16 protein-coding genes are annotated in these 19,690 nt (G+C 49.3%); 4 read left to right on the top strand and 12 right to left on the bottom strand.

Features of this window, described 5'->3' with window-relative positions; translation table 11 throughout:
* Positions 1 to 7: 7 nt before the first annotated feature.
* Positions 8 to 700 (bottom strand): FKBP-type peptidyl-prolyl cis-trans isomerase, encoded by a 693-nt coding sequence (locus XMD564_RS05115; RefSeq protein ID WP_173507951.1) that lies wholly within the window; start codon positions 698 to 700, stop codon positions 8 to 10.
* Between the two features lie 93 nt (positions 701 to 793).
* Positions 794 to 1,261 carry a TIGR02444 family protein gene (locus XMD564_RS05110; RefSeq protein ID WP_173481731.1) on the bottom strand — a complete coding sequence of 156 codons (468 nt, stop codon included), beginning with the start codon at positions 1,259 to 1,261 and terminating at the stop codon, positions 794 to 796.
* Between the two features lie 67 nt (positions 1,262 to 1,328).
* Here XMD564_RS05110 and XMD564_RS05105 point away from each other — a divergent pair, with 67 nt between their 5' ends.
* Positions 1,329 to 3,236, top strand: coding sequence for an ATP-binding cassette domain-containing protein (locus tag XMD564_RS05105; protein ID WP_173481730.1), 1,908 nt, complete (start codon positions 1,329 to 1,331; stop codon positions 3,234 to 3,236).
* 1 nt (position 3,237) lies between these two features.
* Here XMD564_RS05105 and spoT read toward each other — a convergent pair whose 3' ends face one another.
* From spoT to XMD564_RS05060, 9 genes are all read right to left on the bottom strand, one after another.
* Complete coding sequence (gene spoT, locus XMD564_RS05100) at positions 3,238 to 5,364, bottom strand: bifunctional GTP diphosphokinase/guanosine-3',5'-bis pyrophosphate 3'-pyrophosphohydrolase (RefSeq protein ID WP_173481729.1); 2,127 nt, start codon at positions 5,362 to 5,364, stop codon at positions 3,238 to 3,240.
* A gap of 63 nt (positions 5,365 to 5,427) precedes the next feature.
* Positions 5,428 to 5,640, bottom strand: coding sequence for a DNA-directed RNA polymerase subunit omega (gene rpoZ / locus XMD564_RS05095; protein ID WP_173481728.1), 213 nt, complete (start codon positions 5,638 to 5,640; stop codon positions 5,428 to 5,430).
* Between the two features lie 65 nt (positions 5,641 to 5,705).
* Positions 5,706 to 6,323: a guanylate kinase gene (gene gmk / locus XMD564_RS05090; protein WP_173507950.1), complete on the bottom strand. Its 618-nt coding sequence runs from the start codon at positions 6,321 to 6,323 to the stop codon at positions 5,706 to 5,708.
* A 65-nt stretch (positions 6,324 to 6,388) separates the two neighbouring features.
* Positions 6,389 to 7,312: an AraC family transcriptional regulator gene (locus tag XMD564_RS05085; RefSeq protein ID WP_173507949.1), complete on the bottom strand. Its 924-nt coding sequence runs from the start codon at positions 7,310 to 7,312 to the stop codon at positions 6,389 to 6,391.
* A 33-nt stretch (positions 7,313 to 7,345) separates the two neighbouring features.
* Complete coding sequence (gene dalD, locus XMD564_RS05080; protein ID WP_173507948.1) at positions 7,346 to 8,737, bottom strand: D-arabinitol 4-dehydrogenase; 1,392 nt, start codon at positions 8,735 to 8,737, stop codon at positions 7,346 to 7,348.
* A gap of 9 nt (positions 8,738 to 8,746) precedes the next feature.
* A complete protein-coding gene (locus XMD564_RS05075) occupies positions 8,747 to 9,760 on the bottom strand; it encodes an ABC transporter ATP-binding protein (protein WP_173482569.1) in 1,014 nt (337 codons plus the stop codon).
* A gap of 19 nt (positions 9,761 to 9,779) precedes the next feature.
* Positions 9,780 to 10,613 carry a carbohydrate ABC transporter permease gene (locus tag XMD564_RS05070; RefSeq protein ID WP_173482570.1) on the bottom strand — a complete coding sequence of 278 codons (834 nt, stop codon included), beginning with the start codon at positions 10,611 to 10,613 and terminating at the stop codon, positions 9,780 to 9,782.
* Between the two features lies 1 nt (position 10,614).
* On the bottom strand, positions 10,615 to 11,493 hold the full coding sequence (locus XMD564_RS05065; RefSeq protein WP_173498309.1) for a carbohydrate ABC transporter permease: 879 nt from the start codon (positions 11,491 to 11,493) through the stop codon (positions 10,615 to 10,617).
* Positions 11,494 to 11,594: 101 nt separating this feature from the next.
* Positions 11,595 to 12,911: a sugar ABC transporter substrate-binding protein gene (locus tag XMD564_RS05060; RefSeq protein WP_173482572.1), complete on the bottom strand. Its 1,317-nt coding sequence runs from the start codon at positions 12,909 to 12,911 to the stop codon at positions 11,595 to 11,597.
* A gap of 272 nt (positions 12,912 to 13,183) precedes the next feature.
* Between XMD564_RS05060 and xylB the strand changes: the two genes are divergently transcribed.
* The 3 genes from xylB (at position 13,184) to XMD564_RS05045 (ending at position 16,528) form a co-directional block, all read left to right on the top strand.
* A complete protein-coding gene (xylB, locus tag XMD564_RS05055) occupies positions 13,184 to 14,638 on the top strand; it encodes a xylulokinase (RefSeq protein WP_173507947.1) in 1,455 nt (484 codons plus the stop codon).
* A gap of 66 nt (positions 14,639 to 14,704) precedes the next feature.
* Complete coding sequence (locus tag XMD564_RS05050; RefSeq protein WP_173482574.1) at positions 14,705 to 15,757, top strand: aldo/keto reductase; 1,053 nt, start codon at positions 14,705 to 14,707, stop codon at positions 15,755 to 15,757.
* 42 nt (positions 15,758 to 15,799) lie between these two features.
* Positions 15,800 to 16,528, top strand: a complete 729-nt coding sequence (locus tag XMD564_RS05045; RefSeq protein ID WP_173507946.1) for an SDR family oxidoreductase — start codon at positions 15,800 to 15,802, stop codon at positions 16,526 to 16,528.
* An 80-nt stretch (positions 16,529 to 16,608) separates the two neighbouring features.
* Here the strand turns inward: XMD564_RS05045 and XMD564_RS05040 are convergent, their stop codons facing one another.
* Positions 16,609 to 19,689 carry an efflux RND transporter permease subunit gene (locus tag XMD564_RS05040; protein WP_173507945.1) on the bottom strand — a complete coding sequence of 1,027 codons (3,081 nt, stop codon included), beginning with the start codon at positions 19,687 to 19,689 and terminating at the stop codon, positions 16,609 to 16,611.
* Position 19,690: the final 1 nt, after the last annotated feature.

The following is a 19,690-nucleotide window of genomic DNA, read 5'->3' as shown; positions in this document are numbered from 1 at the left end:
GAGCAATTTACTCAGCCGGATTGATCGCAAGCAGTTCAACTTCGAACACTAGCGTCGCGTTTGGTCCGATCATACCGCCAGCACCGCCAGGGCCGTAAGCCAGATCAGATGGGATCACTAGACGTCCTTTACCACCCTCTTTAATCATCTGCAGACCTTCAGTCCACCCTTTGATAACGCCAGACAGCGGGAAGGTCACTGGTTCGCCACGACCGTAAGAGCTATCGAACTCTTGGCCATTGATCAGCATACCTTTGTAGTGCACTTTGACGTTATCTTCTGCTGTTGGTGTAGGGCCTGCGCCCTCTTCCAAAATCTCTACCTGAAGACCCGTATCAGTAGTGACAACACCTTCACGCTTAGCATTCTCTGCCATGAAGTCTTGGCCATTTTTCAGGTTAGCATCCGCTAGTGCTTGCTCTTTCGCCTGTTCAGCTTCTAGCTTTTTCGCTTGGAATGCCATCATCACATCAGACAGCTCCTGCATGGTCATCAACGGCTTGTTGCCTTCGAACATGTCCTTAACACCCTGACTCAGTAGATCGTAGTCAAGAGAGTCGAAATCAGCCATTAGACGCTCACCAAGTACCAAGCCCATGCCGTAACTCAACTTTTGATCATCGGTCGTAAGTTCAGTCGCCTGAGAAGGTGTCGCTAGCATTGCAGAAGATAGATCAAGCGCTAATACCGCTTTTTTCATTGGAAAATCCTTATTCGTGTTATCAATGAGACCAGTGTCTCTGAATGAGATGAAAGAAACATTAAAACCTATACACCGCAGGATTAAAACCCATTAGGTTTGCGGTTTCAGGCGTTGAAGAACGGCATCCTTATCCTGATCAATATCACTGACGCCGGCTGAGACTCTGTCCAAATTAGATTGCGCTGTTATCAGGTTCATCGCTTTAGGCTTGGGCGCAAGCCACTGATGAAGCATCGCTATCTCGACGCGCTCCATGTTCAGCTCCACCCCTTTTAAATGCTGATACAGGGCTTCAAGTTCGGGGTAGTCATTAAGCTGAGGTTTTAACGACATACGCTGCGACCGAATCGGCAAAATTTTTTGATGCCACGCCTCAATAGCGTCGGGAACCGAATCAGGCCATTCGATCTGCTCAGAAGCCGACCAGAGCGCGGCCAACATTAAATTGACTCGCCCACCTTTCGACTGAATCGATAGCATCGGCTTAGCGACTGACGGGTAGATCTCTAGGGCGAAAGACCACAAAGGGTTGTCGAGTTTTAATCCTGAAGGAACCACGATATCTCCAAATATAAGGAATCTAACAGAGAGGATTACGGCCCTTGCTGTGATAGACTTGCCGCCCATGATACGACTTGAACAGCTCAGTTTACAACGTGGCGCCCAGCGCCTAATTGACCACGCCGACCTAAACATCCATTTTGGTTGGAAGGTCGCCCTTATTGGTGCCAATGGCGTCGGTAAATCGAGTCTATTTAAGCTGATTCTAGGTGAGCTATCACAGGACACCGGGGAGCTACACAAACCCGCTCCTGGCAAGATTGCGCATATGGCCCAAGAGGTCTCCAGCAGTGATCGTTGCGCGTTGGATTATGTACTCGATGGTGACAAGGAGCTGCGCCAGCTGCAGAGCAAACTGGCCATTGCCGAGCAGGAACATAGCCCAGAGTTAGGTGAGCTTTACGCACAACTGGATGCCATTGATGGCTACCGTGCCGAATCCCGCGCCCACACTCTACTCAATGGTTTAGGCTTTGCACCTAATGACGCTAGCAAACCCGTTCAGAGTTTTTCGGGTGGTTGGCGCATTCGTCTTAACCTTGCTCAGGCATTGATGTGCCGATCTGAACTGCTACTACTGGATGAACCGACCAACCACTTAGATTTGGATGCCACCATCTGGCTAGAGCAGTGGTTGAATCAATACCCAGGCACCCTGATTCTGATTTCGCACGACCGCGCCTTTGTCGATGCAACCGCTAACCAAGTCGTACACCTCTATCAGCAACAGCTCACCCTGTATAAAGGCAACTACTCCGCTTTTGAACGCATGCGCGCTGAACGACTCGCGCAACAACAAGCCGCTTACGACAAGCAGCAGGCACAAATAGCACACATCGAAAGCTTTGTGCGTCGATTTAAAGCCAAGGCGAGCAAAGCCAAACAGGCGCAGAGCCGCATTAAAGAGCTAGAGCGCATGGAGATGATCTCCGCGGCACACATCGATTCACCGTTTAGTTTTCGATTCGACTGTTCCGACAAACTCTCATCGCCCCTGCTGAATCTCTACAACACGGAACTGGGTTACAGCGAACAGAGTAAAATTCTTAACGGTGTATCACTTAGTCTTGTACCCGGTCAGCGAATTGGCCTACTGGGTAGAAACGGCGCTGGTAAATCGACCCTAGTCAAAAGCTTGGTCGGAGATCTACCTCTAATCAGTGGCGAGCGCTCCTGTGGTGAGCATCTAAAGATTGGCTACTTCGCACAGCATCAGCTCGAAGCACTGGATATGAACGCCTCGGTTCTGTTGCATCTGCAGCGTATTGCTCCTAAGGCAACCGAAGCTCAACTGCGTTCGTTTGCCGGTTCTTTTGGTTTCAGTGGCGATGATGCACTGGATCCGATTGGACGTTTCTCTGGCGGTGAAAAGGCTCGCCTTGCATTAGCATTGATCGCTTGGCACAAACCCAATCTGCTGCTGCTCGATGAGCCCACCAACCACCTGGATCTGGAAGTTCGTCACGCACTGACTCTAGCCCTTCAGGACTTTGAAGGCTCGATTATCTTGGTGTCCCACGATCGCCATCTACTGGCGAACACCGTCGATCAGTTTCTTCTGGTCGCCGAGGGCAAAGTGACCGAGTTTGACGGTGACCTCGATGATTACCACAAATGGCTAGCGACCCAACGGCAAGAGGACTCTTCACCGGTCATCGCATCGGAAGGCCGCTCACAAAGCGCCGCCGATCGGAAAGAGCAGAAACGCATCGAGGCTGAAAAACGCTCTAAATTACGCCCTTTGCGAAAAGCGCTTGAGAAGCTTGATGCGAAAATGGAGAAGCTCAATCAATCGTTGGAAGCCCTAGAGTCACAGCTTGCCGACACGGATCTGTATACGGATCAACGCAAAGATGAGTTAAAGGCCCTACTAAGCCAGCAGGCCGAAGCTAAAAGCGAATTAGAGGGTGTTGAGCTGGAGTGGTTTGAAACTCAAGAGCAGCTCGAAGAGCTTGAACAAGAGCACGCCTAGGCTAAATTCGACTCACTCGGGTCACTTGCTTAATAGCACGCAGCTTTTTCATAACCCGCGCCAGATGAACACGGTTGGTCACTGTCAGTTCAATGGTAACGGCATTCATCTGACCATCTTTCTCGCCTGACAGTAGCTGATTGACGTTCCCGCCTACTGAAGAGACCGCCATCGCCAGCTGTGCGATGATGCCTCGTTGTGATTCAACCTGAACTTCTAAAACGGTGGTGTACTCATCCTCACCTGTTTCGCCCCACTCGATGTAGATGTTGCGATTGGTGGTCTCGTCACGCTTACCGTTGAGGTTGCGACAGTCAGAGCGGTGCACCACCAAGCCACGTCCTGCCGAGATATTACCGACAATATTGTCGCCAGGAATGGGGTAACAACAGCGAGCAAAGTGCATGACCATGCCTTCTGCACCCCGAATCGAGATCGGTTTACCGTCTGTACCAATAAGTGATTCTGGTTCGTCAGATTCACCATCCGTCGGTTGTAGACGCTGAGCGATGACGTAAGCCATTCGATTACCCAATCCGATATCTTCTAACAGATCATCGAGAGTCTCGAAGTTCAAATCTTGTAACAGCTTGTCCAGCTTATTCTGATCAAGCTGTTGATCACTGATCTCATATTGAGCCAGGTACTGGTTCAACAGGCGACGACCCAACTCGATCGACTCATGCTGTTTTTGGTTCTTCAAGAAGTGGCGAATCGCTGTCCTTGCTTTACCGGTCACAACAAAGTTGAGCCAAGCCATATTGGGTTGGGCACGTGGGGTTGTGATGATCTCAACGGTCTGACCGGTTTTCAGCGGCTCTGACAGCGGCGATAGATGTCGATCAACACGACAGGAGATACAGGAGTTACCCACGTCGGTATGAACCGCATAAGCAAAGTCGACCGGGGTTGCCCCTTTCGGTAGCTCAAGAATGCGTCCCTTCGGAGTGAAGACATAGACCTCATCTGGGAACAGCTCTTTCTTAACGCTGTCGATGAACTCCATCGAGTCACCGGCAGCCTGCTGCATTTCAAGCAGGCCTTGTAGCCATTTGCGCGCACGGTTGTAAGAGCCTTCGGCACTGCTGCCATCGCCACTCTGTTTGTAGTGGCTGTGTTCGGCAATACCCTGCGCAGCGACGGCATCCATCTCATGGGTTCTGATCTGTACCTCAATAGTAATATCGCGTGCACCAAACAGATCGGTATGCAGCGATTGGTAGCCATTTGCTTTTGGGATAGCAATGTAATCTTTGAAGCGCCCCGGTACGGGTTTAAACAGGTTATGTACTGCGCCTAAAATTCGGTAACAGTTATCAACAGATGTCGTAACAATACGAAAAGCGAACACATCCATGATGCTGGCAAAACTGCGATTTTCGCTCTTCATTTTGCGATAGATTGAGTAGAGGTGTTTCTCACGGCCGGTCACTTCACCGACTAACTCCTCCTGTTTCAAGCGGCGATTAATGGCCTCCTGAATCTCAGAGATAATATCTTTACGCTGCCCCCGCGCTTGCACCACCGCACGGCGAATGTACTTAGCACGCATCGGGTGGAAAGATTTAAACGCTAAATCCTCTAGCTCTACCTGAACATCACGCATACCCAAACGGGCTGCAATCGGTGCGTAGATATCCAGAGTCTCTTTAGCGATACGACGCTGTTTATCTGGGCGCATAGCACCCAACGTACGCATATTGTGAAGACGATCCGCTAGCTTAACGATGATGACGCGAATATCTTCTGCCATCGCTAAGACCATCTTCTGGAAGTTTTCTGCCTGCGCTTCCGCTTTGCTCTCGAACTCAAGATGCGTCAGTTTAGAGACACCATCAACAACTCGTGCAACGGTTTCACCAAACTGGCCAGAGATACCGTCAAAATCGATCTCAGTATCTTCGATGACATCGTGCAACATGGCTGCTATTAGACAGTCGCGATCCATGTGCATCTCAGCAAGAACACTGGCAACGGCTAGGGGATGGGTAACGTAGGGCTCACCACTTTTACGACGCTGACCATCATGGGCCTGTTCCGCGTAAAAATAAGCACGCCTTACCTTTCGGATCTCATCGGAGTCCAAATATTCGGTAAGGCGTTCAGATAGAGCGTCTATAGTGGGCATCAGTTATCGCTTAACAAACAATATGATAAGGATGATGCCCCACTTTGAAGAGAGTTGGAAGAGTTAGTCTAGAACTGGCTCGTCAAGGACAGCGCGAGTTGTATGACCTTCAGCGATTTCACGAAGAGCAACAACCGTTGGTTTGTCATTTTCCCATTCAACTTTAGGATCTTGACCACCAGTAGCGATCTGACGCGCACGTTTAGACGCAACCATTACAAGTTCAAAACGGTTATCAAGATTGTCTAGGCAATCTTCTACAGTAACACGTGCCATGAGTAACCTCTTTAAAGAGTAGTAACAAATTCGAACCGGCGATTGTACAGAGTTTAGGCAGCTCTCTACAAGAGTTCAGCGAGTAAACTTTGCTGCGCCTGCTGTTGAACCGCCATTTTTAAACGATTTGCGGTAAATATTGCGGCCAATTGATCCAGTGCGGTGTCGAATTGGTCGTTAATCACCAAGTAGTCAAAGTCGCCGTAGTGGCTCATCTCAGATTCAGCTTGCGCCATACGACCGGCAATCACCTCGTCGCTGTCGGTGCCGCGACCGGTCAAACGACGCAGAAGCTCTTCACGACTCGGCGGTAAAATGAATATAGAGCGGGCTTCGGGCATCTTTTCACGAACGATTTCAGCGCCCTGCCAGTCGATCTCGAGAATCACATCAATACCTAGTGACAGTTGCGAATCAACCCAGCCTTTGGACGTACCGTATTTATTAGTGAAGACTTCCGCGTACTCGAGAAACTGTCCCGCTTCGATCAGACGATCAAATTCCGTTAGATCAACGAAGTTGTAGGCAACACCATCTTCCTCGCCAGGACGAGCAGCACGGGTAGTGTGAGATACCGACACACGAATGCGCTCGTCACGCTCCAACAATGCTTTTACGAGACTGGTTTTACCGGCACCGGAGGGTGCAGAAATGATGTAGAGGAAGCCCTGAGCTGCTTGCATAACAAAAACCCTGATTACTGAGTCGCGAATAATATAACAACTCAGCGCGTCTGTTTAGGGATAGATCAGTAACGCAGCTTACCGTTTTTACGGAATTCACTCGGCGTCATGCCGCGCACTTCCATAAACCTACGGTTAAAGTTTGCGACGTTGTTAAAGCCGACGCTGTAACAGATAGTAGAGATGTACTGATCCGTATCGAGTAGCAGTTGACTGGCCTTGTTGATCCGCATGCGCGTGACAAAGTCAGTAAAGGTATTGCCTGTCGCTTTCCGGAAATAGCGAGAGAATCGGCTCTCACTCATACCAAACTTTTCAGCGACTTCCGCCATGTTGAAGTTGGTTGAGTAGTGTTCTGAGACGTAGCCAACAATTTCACTGATCTCATCAAGATGGTGTTGATCATCTCGACTCTGCAACTGCACAGACGAGAGCAGTCGGTAGTTTTCATGCTTGGCCAAAATAGCCATTAACTCAATGAAATTGGCCAGGCGATCCATACCTGAGCTGACTTTTATGCGGTCCATCATCGCCTCAACTTGAGCGCTGATACCGTAGAATTCGACACCGTTAGCCGCACGATCCAAGAAATTCATTAAAGAACGCATTTCGGGAATCAATTCAGCACTGCGCACAAGAGGCTCGCGACGGAACTGCAACACCTTGTCACGCACTTCAACATGATCTTGGCCGTTAGGGTATTCCGTGGAGATCCAGTTATGAGGCAGGTGAGGCCCGGTCAGGACAAGCTGACCCGGCTGGAAGTGACCAATGTAATCACCGACAAAAACTTTGCCCTTGGTTTCGGTGATCAAATGAAGTTCATACTCTTCATGAAAGTGCCAACGAATCAACTGGTGAGGTGCACCATGCTCCAAAAAGCGAATAAAGCCCTCATCAATCTGCTCCTCATAACCGAGGTCAGGATGACGGTGAAAATCACTCTCTTTTTCTGGCGGTCTAATGACCTTCAAATCATTTGTTTGCATATGCACCTCGATGCTGACTCAGTCAGCTTATTATCAACGCCCCTCCCGACGTTCAATAAATTCATTCACCTGTTGGTAAGCGCTTCTCATTGCGGCCAACAAAATCTCATTGCCTGCCAACTCATTGAATAGCAGGCGCTCAGCAACAAAAGCATTTACCGGATCTTCTGCACCAACAATCGCGTCAGCCACTGCAGCATCCATTAGCTGATCTTCATAAGTGTAAGGGATATCCCCTCGACGCTCACGAATCAAGAAAGCTAAAAATAGAGCCGGAAGAATAGAGACCGATTTTAGATCTAATCCACGCTCTAAACCATCTCGAATGGTTGGCAGAATGAAACCGGGGATCTTCGAAAAACCGTCCATGGCAACTCGTGCGTTGGTATCTTGAATGTTCGGATTAGAGAATCTATCCAACACCACATCACGATATTTTGCCAAATCCAACGGGCAGTCTGGCAACGCTGGAATGACATTGTCGGTTACATAATTATAACCCAACTGACAGATCTCTTTATCCTGCGTACCTTCATGGATATAGTCCATACCGGCTAATGTACCCGCCCAAGCGATACAGCTATGCGTCGCGTTTAGACAGCGTATTTTAGCCTCTTCGTAGGGGCCTACGTCCTCAACCATCTCTACGCCGACTTTCTCCCAAGCGGGACGCCCTGCAATAAAGTGATCTTCAATAACCCATTGAATAAATGACTCACCCATCAGAGCGGCTTTGTCATCCATACCCGTCGCAGCTTTGACACGCTCTACCACATCAGCGGTTGGGCGCGGTGTAATTCGATCCACCATCGCATTGGGCGCTGAGGTATTGTTTTCGACCCAAGCTTTTAGCTCTGTCTCGTTACGCAGATCTAAAAACTGTAGGAAACCTTTCATGAAGCGATCACCATTCGAACGAAGGTTGTCGCAGTTCATTAGAGTAACAGGACCTGCACCCGCCGCTAAACGAGCCTTTAACAAACGCGCCAAAGCGCCGTAAAGCGTAACAACTGTCTCACCTTTAAGGTCAGTGACCAGGTCTGCATAGCTTTGATCCAGCTGATCTTGTGAGTCTAGGTAGTATCCCGCTTCAGTAACGGTAAATGAGATGATCTTTGTCTTCTCATCCACAGCGACCTCTGTCAGACCATTGAGCTCAGCATCGAATGGAATGATCTGTTTAATCGCCTCAATACGCTTATAGTCACGCTCACCCTGAGGCGTCACTGTCTCAAGCGTGTAAGCACCTGACGAGGCTTGAAGGGCTGCAATCGTATCGGCCATGTCAGGACGAATATTACCCCCGGCTAGAACCCAAGATTGATCACCCAGATCATGTAACCACTGCAAATAGAGCGCTTGGTGGGCTCGATGAAAAGAGCCCAAGCCTAAATGCAGGTTAATATTAGGTTGTGTATTACTCATACCGAGACCTCAGCGAATCGCCTCACCCTTCGCATCAAATTGATGCAGGTGAGAAGCGTCGTAATTGATTGAGACAGAGTCACGAACTTTGATGCTTGGCTGCTCATACTGGCGAACAATCAATTTCTCGCCACTACCTTCAAGGCAGACGTGAATCAGCGTTTCGTTACCCAGGGCTTCGATCAATTCAACCTGACCGGAAATAGCACCTTGTCCCGCATCCACAATAGAGAAATGCTCTGGGCGCACACCCACATCGACCGCATCGGCAGAGATACCGCTGAAGTAACTCGCAGAGAGTAGGTTCATCTGAGGCTGACCAATAAATTGAGCAACAAACTTGTTTGCAGGTGCTTCGTATAGTTCCATCGGCGTACCGACCTGCTCAATCACACCACCCTGAAGGACAACCACTCGATCAGCCAGTGTCATTGCTTCGACCTGATCGTGTGTTACGTAGATGCTAGTCGCGTTCAAATCACGGTGTAGCTCTGCAATCTCTACACGTGTTTGACCACGAAGAGCAGCATCAAGGTTTGATAGCGGCTCATCGAACAGGAATACTTTTGGCGAACGAACAATCGCACGACCGATCGCGACACGCTGACGCTGACCACCTGAAAGTTCCTTAGGAGTGCGCTTCAAGTAGGGCGTTAGGTTCAGCGTCTCTGCAGCCTTAGCGACCTTTTGATCAATAATCGACTGTTCTTCACCTTTGATACGCAGAGCGAACGACATATTCTCTTCAACCGTCATGTGTGGGTAGAGAGCGTATGACTGGAAAACCATCGCCAAATCACGCTTAGATGGAGCCTGGTGAGTGATCTCATTGCCATCTAACACTAGATCGCCATCGTTGATCTCTTCTAGACCGGCAATCATGCGAAGCAGCGTGGATTTACCACAACCGGATGGACCTACGAATACAATGAATTCGCCTTTGTTGATGGTAAGGTTAACCCCTTTGATCGCGTGTACATCGCCGTAGTACTTATCGACGTTTTTTAATTCTAAATATGACATGTGTAAAAACTCCAAATACTTACTTCACGGCGCCGAAAGTCAGGCCTTGAACCAACTGTTTCTGTGAGAACCAACCGATCACAACGATTGGTGCAATAGCCATGAGGGACGCTGCAGAGAGCTTCGCCCAAAACAGGCCTTCAGGGCTTGAGTAACTGACCATCATGGTTGCCAACGTACCAGCATCTGCTGCCCCGAGGTTTAGCGCCCAAAATGCTTCATTCCACGCCAGTACCAGACATAAGAGGCCAGTAGAGGCTAGACCACCAATACCCAGTGGAAGCAACACATGGCGAAACTCCTGCCAAACCGAAGCACCGTCCATACGCGCAGCTTCTAAGATTTCGTGTGGAATATCTTTAAAGTAGGTGTAGAGCATCCAAACCATAATAGGCAGGTTCATCATGGTGAAGATGATGACCAAAGCCGTCTTGGTATCTAACAGACCGAGTTGTTGGAAGATGACATAGATCGGAAGCAACGCACCGACTGCAGGCATAAACTTAGTTGATAGCATCCACAACAACAGACCATTAGTGCCCTTGGTAGGCGAAAACGCCATACTGTAAGCAGCAGGTGCAGCAATCAGTAGACCTAAGACAGTTGAAACAACCGAAGTGACCACAGAGTTCCAGGCAAACTGGACGTAGTCAGAGCGCTCGTTAACGACATGGAAGTTCTCCAGTGTCGGCTCAAAGGCCCAAAGACTAGGAACAGCGATCGCCTGCAGCTCTGTTTTGAACGCTGTAAAGCCCATAAATATAAGTGGAAAGAAGAGCAGCAACGCAATACCCCAAGCTGCTGCCGTTCTAGCAATAAGGGCTGGAGTCCATTTAGATTTTTTAGTACTCATCTTACTTCTCCAGATTTTTGCCGATGATACGGATCAAAAAGATCGCAACGATATTCGCTAGGATGATGGCAAAGACCGCGCCAGCTGATGCAACACCAATATCGAATGCCTGCAAAGCCTCATTGAAAATCAAGTAAGCAAGGTTGGTACTCTGTGTACCTGGACCACCGTTCGTGGTTGTGAAGATCTCTGCAAAGACAGACAGTAAGAAGATCACTTCAATCATGATGACAACAGAGATCGGACGAGCTAAGTGAGGTAGATACATGTAACGGAATTTCTGCCAGTAATTGGCACCGTCCATTTCAGCTGCTTCAAGCTGCTCGCGATCCATCGATTGCAGTGAGGTCATAAGAATCAAACAGGCAAAAGGGAGCCACTGCCAGCTGATCATTATGATGACTGAAAAAAGTGGCAGATCTTGAAGCCAGTTGATCGGGGTTAGCCCAAAAAATGTCCAAACTTGAGCCAACACACCATAAATAGGGTTCATCATCATGTGTTTCCACAAAAGTGCATTGACGGTTGGCATGACAAAGAACGGAGAAATAAGTAGCAGACGAACAATACCTCGCCCGGGGAATGTTTCATTGATGAGAAGCGCTATCGCTAATCCACCAATCACAGTAATAGCAACTGTCGAAGCAAGCAGAACCAAGGTATTGATAATGGCATCACTGAATGCAGGGTTGGTGATCATGAACTCGTAGTTCATCCACCCAGCAAAACCGGTGCTATCTGGTTGCATCAAGTTATAGAAAATCGACGAAAAATAGATCGTCAAAGCCAGTGGCACGACCATCCAGATCAACAGTGTGATCACAGCTGGACTTAGTAGTAACCGAGGCATTAAGCGACTGCTTCGAGATTGCGAAGACATAATAAATTACCGTAAATAGATCAGAAAAAGTGCCCCCAGCTAAAGATTAGCTGGGGGCTTTTTAGGGTAAAAGAATACTGAAACCCTAAATTACAGCTTGCTTAGTAGTAGCGAGCTTTACGCATTTCGCGGTCAGCGTAAGCCTGTGCTGCAGCCAACGCCTCTTCTACACTTTTCTCACCTGCAAGAGCAGCAGCGAACTGCTGACCAGCCGCTGTACCGATAGCCTGGAACTCAGGAATCGCAGCAAATTGAACACCTGTGTATGGTGTTTTCTCGAAGGTAGAGTCGTATGGATTTGCGCTGTTGATAGCATCCATCTCAGCGCTTGCGAAGTTAGCAGCTGCCTGGAATTTCTCGTTAGCGTAAGTCGATGCACGAGTACCAGTTGGAACACGGCCCCAACCGTTAGTCTCACCAACTAGGTTGATGTAGTCAGCAGATGTAGACCACTCTAGGAACTTCATTGCAGCATCTTTCTTCTCAGAAGAGGCTGGGATACCTAGAGCCCAAGCCCATAGCCAGTTTGCACCACGTTTAGTTTTCTGAACTGGAGCCTGTGCATAAGCAATTGAGTCAGCTACTTTTGACTGGGCTGGATCAGATACGAAAGATGCAGCGATTGTTGCGTCAACCCAAGAGCCACACTTACCTTCGTTCATTAGAGCAAGGATTTCGTTGAAGCTGTTAGCTGTTGAACCTGGAGGGCCGTACTTAGTCATTAGGTCGACATAGAAGTTAATAGCAGCATTCCACTCAGCAGAGTCTAGCTGTGGCTTCCAGTTCTCATCAAACCAACGCGCACCGAAAGTGTTAGCAATCGTTGTGATGAATGCAGCATTGTCACCCCAACCTGGCTTACCACGAAGACAAGTACCGTACACACCATTTTCTGGGTCATGCATTGCAGCGATTGCCTGCTCCATATCTGCCCAAGTTGGGTTGTATGGAAGAGTGATACCTGCTTTATCTAGTAGGTCTTTACGGTACATAACCATAGACGACTCACCGTAGAACGGAGCAGCGTATAGGTTACCTTCGTGAGATAGACCACCGCGCATCGCTGGTAGGATATCGTCTACGTTGTACTCAGCAGAGAAATTTAGAGGCTCTAGCCACCCTTTCTCACCCCAGATAGGCGCTTCATACATACCAATAGTCATGATATCGAACTGACCACCTTTAGTTGCGATGTCAGTCGTAACACGTTGACGAAGAACACCCTCTTCAAGAGTTACCCACTTAACTTTGATACCAGTCTCTTCTTCGAACTTAGGCGTTAGCTTCTGCATCTCGATCATGTGACCGTTGTTTACAGTAGCGATTACTAGCTCAGTGCCGCCGTGTGATCCAGCGAACGCTTGAGTTGATAGCATTACGGCACCTGCAACGGCAGCCGAGAGCATTTTTACTTTCATGACGTACTCCTGTCGATTTTTTTCTTGTTTTGACACTAAATGTACTTTTATTCGCAAATTCGAATATAACCCTTAGCATCTGAGCAACACAGTAGCATTAGATTTTTTCAAACACTTATACAAAAAAACTCAATGATTGTATTTTATTGCAATTCTATTTCGCATATGCGTTAACCAGTGCAATATAGTTTATAAATACGTCAAATAATGCAAAGTTTCGACGTTGAATATAGCCAATGCATTTTTTGGAATAAAAATAGTAGGTAGTTGAAATGTATTTAGGACTCGACCTAGGAACCTCTGGGGTTAAAGCCCTGTTAATGGATGACTCACAGCAGGTTGTGGGCAGCGAAACTGCTTCGATCACTGTCTCAAGACCTCACCCGGGTTGGTCAGAACAGGACCCTGCCGACTGGATTGCGGCCTGTGAAGAAGCGATTACTAAACTGAAAAGTCATCACCCAGAAGAGCTTGCTGCAACGCGTGCTATATCATTTTCAGGCCAGATGCACGGTGCCACACTGCTGGATGCTGAGGGCGAAGTACTTCGTCCATCTATTCTTTGGAACGACACTCGCAGCTACAAAGAGGCCGCTGAATTGGATGCTATGCCAGAATTTAGACAAGTATCGGGCAACATCGTATTCCCAGGTTTTACGGCACCCAAACTCGTATGGGTAGCAAAAAATGAACCCGAAATTTTTAACAAGGTAGCCAAGGTCCTTTTACCCAAAGACTACATTGCCTATTGGTTAAGTGGCGAATACATTTCTGAGATGTCCGATGCGGCCGGAACAAGCTGGGTAGATGTTAAGAATCGCTGCTGGTCAGAAGAACTTTTATCATTGAGTGGAATGACGCTTGATCAGATGCCTCGTCTTGTTGAGGGATCTGAAGCGGCAGGAAGGTTACGTAATGAGTTAGCCAGCAGATGGGGTTTGAGCAACGACGTAATCATTGGCGGCGGTGCAGGTGACAACGCAGCTTCGGCTATCGGCATGGGCGTTATTGATGAGGGCCAAGCCTTCCTCTCATTAGGCACTTCCGGCGTCCTATTTGCAGCGACCAATGGTTTTAAACCACTTCCAGAGAGCGCTGTTCATGCCTTCTGTCATGCCATCCCAAATACTTGGCACCAGATGGGGGTCATACTCTCTGCTACCGACGCACTGAATTGGTATGCCAGGCTAACGGGCAAGTCAGCAATAGAACTTGATGCCGCACTGGAGGCCGAGCCTAAGGGGCCTGCTAGCGTCACTTTTCTGCCCTATCTTTCGGGTGAACGAACGCCCCATAACGATGCGCAGGTAAGGGGGATGTTCATCGGCTTAGATCACAGTTCTGACCAGAAGCTACTGACTCAAGCCGTTATGGAAGGGGTCGCTTTTGCTATTCGCGATAATCTTGAAGCTCTTATTGCTGCAGGCTCATGCGTCAACGAGATCATTGCGGTAGGAGGCGGCTCAGGGTCAACGTTTTGGTTACAGACGCTGGCTAATATTCTGAACAGAACTCTGCTGCTTCCATCCGATGGGGATTTTGGTGCCGCCTACGGTGCGGCACGTCTAGCAATGCTGGCTCACCGGAAAGCTAGCCCTGAATCACTACTGACTCAACCTAAGATTGAAGCTCGCATTGAGCCAGATGCAACTCTGTTGAATCAATATGAAGCAGCCTATCAACGTTACCGCTCTCTTTACCCAGCAATTAAGTCACTGAATCTATAAAGAGTATGTTAGCGTAAAGCTTGGCTTTACCAATCTAGAATTAACGAAAACTTAGAAGGGGTTAGCATGCAGTTCAGCCGTTTAGGAACCAGTGGATTAAGCGTTTCAAGAATCTGTTTGGGCACAATGACCTGGGGTAAGCAGAACACCCAAGCGGAGGCCGACGAACAGATCGAACACGCCTTATCAGTTGGTATTAACTTTTTTGATACAGCCGAAATGTACGCAGTGCCGCCAACAGCAGAGACCTACGGTAAAACAGAAGAGATCATTGGTAACTGGCTTGCTCGAAACCCATCCCGTCGCAGCGAGATGATCATTGCCACCAAAATCGCAGGTATCGGGTTACCTTGGGTAAGAAGCGGCGGCCCAATTACAGGCAAGGCAGTGATTGAGGCGGTCGATAATTCATTGAAGCGCCTGCAGACTGACTACATCGATCTCTATCAACTACACTGGCCAAACAGAACTTCACCTCACTTTGGCAAGCATACTCCGAACTTCTTCAAGTTTAGCGACATTAAAGCGGCTGAACATGAAGCTCAAATGTTGGATATCCTTAAAGGTTTAGCGCAATGCATAAGTGACGGAAAAATCCGTCATTTCGGCCTCTCAGATGATACTACCTGGGGCATCAACACCTATCTAAAACTGAGCCGACAGCATGACCTACCCAAACCGGTCTCGATTCAGAATGAGTTTAGTCTGTTGCATGCGAAAGATTGGCCCTACTTGATCGAGAACTGCGTTCACGAAGAGATCGCCTATCTTCCTTGGTCACCGTTGGCATCAGGATTACTCTCTGGCAAATACGCTGATGGAGCAATGCCGAAAGGAAGCCGCTGGAGCATCTCAAACCCCGCTGCCCTGCATCGGAATACACCCCAGGCTCATGAAGCTGTTGCAGAGTACGTCAAGTTAGCCAAACAGTTTGGTTACACCCCGTCACAGCTTGCACTCGCATGGTGTGATCAGGTTGATGGCGTAACCTCTACCATTATTGGGGCGACCTCAATGGATCAACTAAAAGAGGACATCGCCGCTTTTGATATGCTACTGTCTGAAGAGCTACAAACTGAGTTAGCGGCTGTCTTTAAGCGCTACCCTCAACCCTTTTAAGAGGCGGCTATCCTGATAGCCGATGCAAAATAAGAGATTGATATGAGCGAACAATTAAAAGGCAAAATTGCCGCGGTTACAGGCTCTGCGTCAGGCATTGGTTTCGCCAGTGCCAAAGCGATGCTGGATGAAGGTGCCACAGTTATCTTTATCGATCGAAACGAGTCTGCGCTGTCTGATATCTGCAGTCGTCTTGGGGATAAGGCTCTACCACTGGTCATTGACCTGCTCGATCCGGAACAGTGCAAAGAGATGGTGCCACGCATTCTGCAGATGACTGGGCATCTGGATATCTTTCACGCCAACGCTGGGCTCTATGTCGGCGGAGATCTCATGGAGTCTGACGCTGACCAGATTGATCGAATGCTGAATTTAAATATCAATGTGGTGATGAAAAACGTACAAGCTGTGTTAGCGCATATGATTGAGCGAGAGACCGGTGACATTTTGGTGACCAGCTCGCTAGCAGCCCACTACCCGACGCCATGGGAACCTATTTATGCCTCATCAAAATGGGCGATCGACTGTTTTGTTCAGACGACTCGACGTCAGATGTTTAAGCACGGCATTCGTATTGGATCGGTATCACCTGGGCCTGTGGCAACGGGATTACTCTCGGACTGGCCGGAAGGTAAATTAAAAGAGGCTCGTGCCAATGGCAGCCTAATCGAGCCAGAAGAGATCGCAGAGGCGTTGCTGTTTATGTTGACTAGGCCACGTCATATGACTGTGCGTGACATGGTCATCATTCCAACGAATTTTGATCTCTGATGGGCGAGTAATTTTCGCTTCGCACCGAGTGCTAGCTCCTAAGGCAGGTTTCATACTTTGGAGCTAGCGTTAAAACTACTTCAGCTTTCAGAAATTCGCTTAACCGCTCTGCGCATCGACAGACGATAAAGAAGCGGAATCACAAACAGCGTCAGTACAGACGAGAAGCCCAAGCCCCATACAATCGAGGTGGCGACTGGGCCCCAGATCAGAGACTTACCACCCAGACCTGCTGCGAGTGAGAATAGGCCCGCCATGGTGGTCAGGGTGGTAATCAATACCGGAATGACCCGTCGACGCGACGCATAAAGCGTCGCATGCATCAGGCTCATGCCATTGCCAATTCGGTCATTGGCGGCCGATATCAGTACGATCGCGGCATTCACGGCAATACCGGCTAAGGCCACGACACCGTACATAGTGTAGAGACTGAGCGGGTTTTGCGTCACGATCAAGCCCAATACAACACCGGTAAACGCCAGTGGCACTGTCGCCAAGATCATTAATGGCTGCCAGTAACTGCGGAACTGCGTCCCCAATATTAGGTACATCAAGCCGACGCCGACCAAGAAGAGAATCGCAATCGAATCCATACTCTCTTGGATATCATCCAACTCACCCGAGAAGTCGAGATCGATGGCAGGATATTGCGCTTCGTACTCCTTCCAGCGCTCTAGCAAGAAGGCGTTGGCTTGTACGGTATCCATACCGCCAGAGCGAAGGTCAGCCTCTAAGGTGATTGCACGACGGAAGTTGTAGTGACGAATGTTACCCAACGACTGTTTACGCTCCTCTATTACCAACTCCGACAGAGGAATAGCACCGCCCGCGGGAACAGGAATACGGTAGCTAAGCAGACGCTCAAGAGAGGGTAGCGACTCAGGATTAGCACGAACACGAACATCCAGGCGTTCACCGGCATCTCGCATACTCGCGACAACTTCACCGTCGACCAATAGGCGCAGGGTGCGACGAACATCCGCAGGGTTCAAACCTGTACGATTGATCGCATCACTGTCTAACTCCAGACTCAACTCATAACGACCACGAGCCGCATCGTCTTCAACATCCACGAAATCTTCGTGACTGTTCAGAATCTCAATCAGAATGTTGGTAGCGTCGCGAATCTCTTGGTAATCATCACCACGTACTTTGACCGAGATCGGTTTAGAGGCAGGCGGACCACCCGATAGGCGCAAGAATGAGATGCGAATCGGACCGGCAATGTCACCCAAATCTTCACGCACCGCATCGGTCATCTCTTCAACTGTGCGCAGTTCAGGTGTTTTAGGGTTTAGACCGACAAGAATCTGGCCGTACTGCTCGCCAATACGCGGCTCTGTCTCGGTAAACATCTGACCGGCATAGCTTGCGATGGCGCGCACTTCCCCGTCACGCACATTTTGACGGACACGCTCTTCCACACGTGAGACCACCTCCATCGTTTTCGCGACAGGCGTCGCTGCCGGCATTTCAACGTTCACATAGAAGAGGCGGACAGGATCAGCCGCAAAGAAATCCATCTTGATGTAGCCGTTGCCTAGGGCACCGACCGCGCCTATCAGTGGCAATACAGCGACAATCAGTGAGAGAACCGGACGGCGCAGCGCTTTGATCAACAGACGTACATAGGTGATCTGCACGCGGTGGGTCATGGTTTCACGCAGACGCTGAATTCGACTCGGTTTATCAAACCCAATCTTAGCCGCCAAAATGTGGGCAGGCAGCATCCAAAAGGCTTCAATTAGACTGATCGCTAGGGCGATCGACACCACCATAGGAATAACCTTCATGAACTTGCCCAAAATACCGGGCAGTAGCATCAGCGGTAAAAAAGCGGCGATGGTGGTCAGTACCGCCGCTGTGACGGGAGCCGCTACCTCTTTCAACGAACCCTGAACAGCCGCGATCCCGGTAAATCCACGCTGTAACCGATAGTAGATCGATTCGACCACAACGACGGCGTCATCAACCAACATACCCAACACAATCACCACACCCAACAGCACGGTGACGTTTAACGTTTCGCCCAGTCCCGCCAGTACCCAGAAAGTGGCTGCCAAAATAAAGGGGATGCCGATCGCCGTCAGCAGTGCGATACGTGTACCTAAGAAGAGCCAAGCCACAACCAACACCAGGATCAGACCGATCAGTGCATTGTTCTCCATGATTTGGATCGACTTGCGCGTCGCAATGGTCTGATCATCAATCAAGACCATCTCGACACCGGTCTCAACCGAAAGGGCATTTCGCTCATCCATGTAGGACTGAACACGCTCGACTAATTCCAGGGTGTTGGCACCCTCTTTCTTCATCACCGCCAACAGCACAGCCGGTTTATCATCGACACGTACTAAGAAACTAGAATCTTCACGAGCGCGCTCGACACTGGCGACACGTGACAGTGGCACTTCTCCCGATGCCCCCAATACCGGTCGATTGGCCAGATAGCTTGGGTCAGCGGCCGTACCGACAACACGCACCAACCAGTTACGATCGCCTTGTACCAAGTTACCAGCCGCCTCATCTTGGAAGAAGGCAGTAACGGTGTTGGCAACCTGTTGTGGGGTAATGCCTAGGGCTTCCAGTTCAGAGACATCCAGATTGACCTGCAGTTCTGGGTCAGGCAGTGCCACAGGGTCGATGCGAGAAACGCCTTTAAGCTGGGACAGATCTTTGTCGATACGAGTCGCTTGCAGACGCAGGTTCTCGTCATCCGCCAAGCTGGTCACCGCCACCGTTGCGGCAGGGAAGGCATTGGAGCTGGTGATCTCCAGAATCAGTGAATCTAACGCAGCATCCGGCAGTTCAGATTCAGTGTTTTGTATTTCACGACGCAGATCGGCTAAGCGTTTATCGAAGGTACGATCATCGATGTCCTCAAAGCGCACTAGGATACTAGAGATCCCTTCACGTGAATTACTCGAGACAAACTTTACATCGGCCAGTGAACGTAACGCATCTTCAAGCGGATCCGTCACCTTACTCTCAACATCAAGCGCTGTAGCACCCGGCAGCGGTGTGGTGACGATGATCCAGTTGAAGTTGATGGTTGGATCTTGTTGGCGGGGTAGTCCTTGATAACTCAACAGACCGACCGCCAGTACTAGCAAGAAGGTCAGGTTAGCTAGCACATGGTTAGTAATGAAGCGTTGCCACATA

This window comes from Marinobacterium sp. xm-d-564 (assembly GCF_013283345.1).
In the GTDB taxonomy this organism is placed as follows: domain Bacteria; phylum Pseudomonadota; class Gammaproteobacteria; order Pseudomonadales; family Balneatricaceae; genus Marinobacterium_E.
The sequence above is the reverse complement of the archived record's forward strand: the minus strand, read 5'-3'. Positions and strand labels throughout refer to the sequence as shown.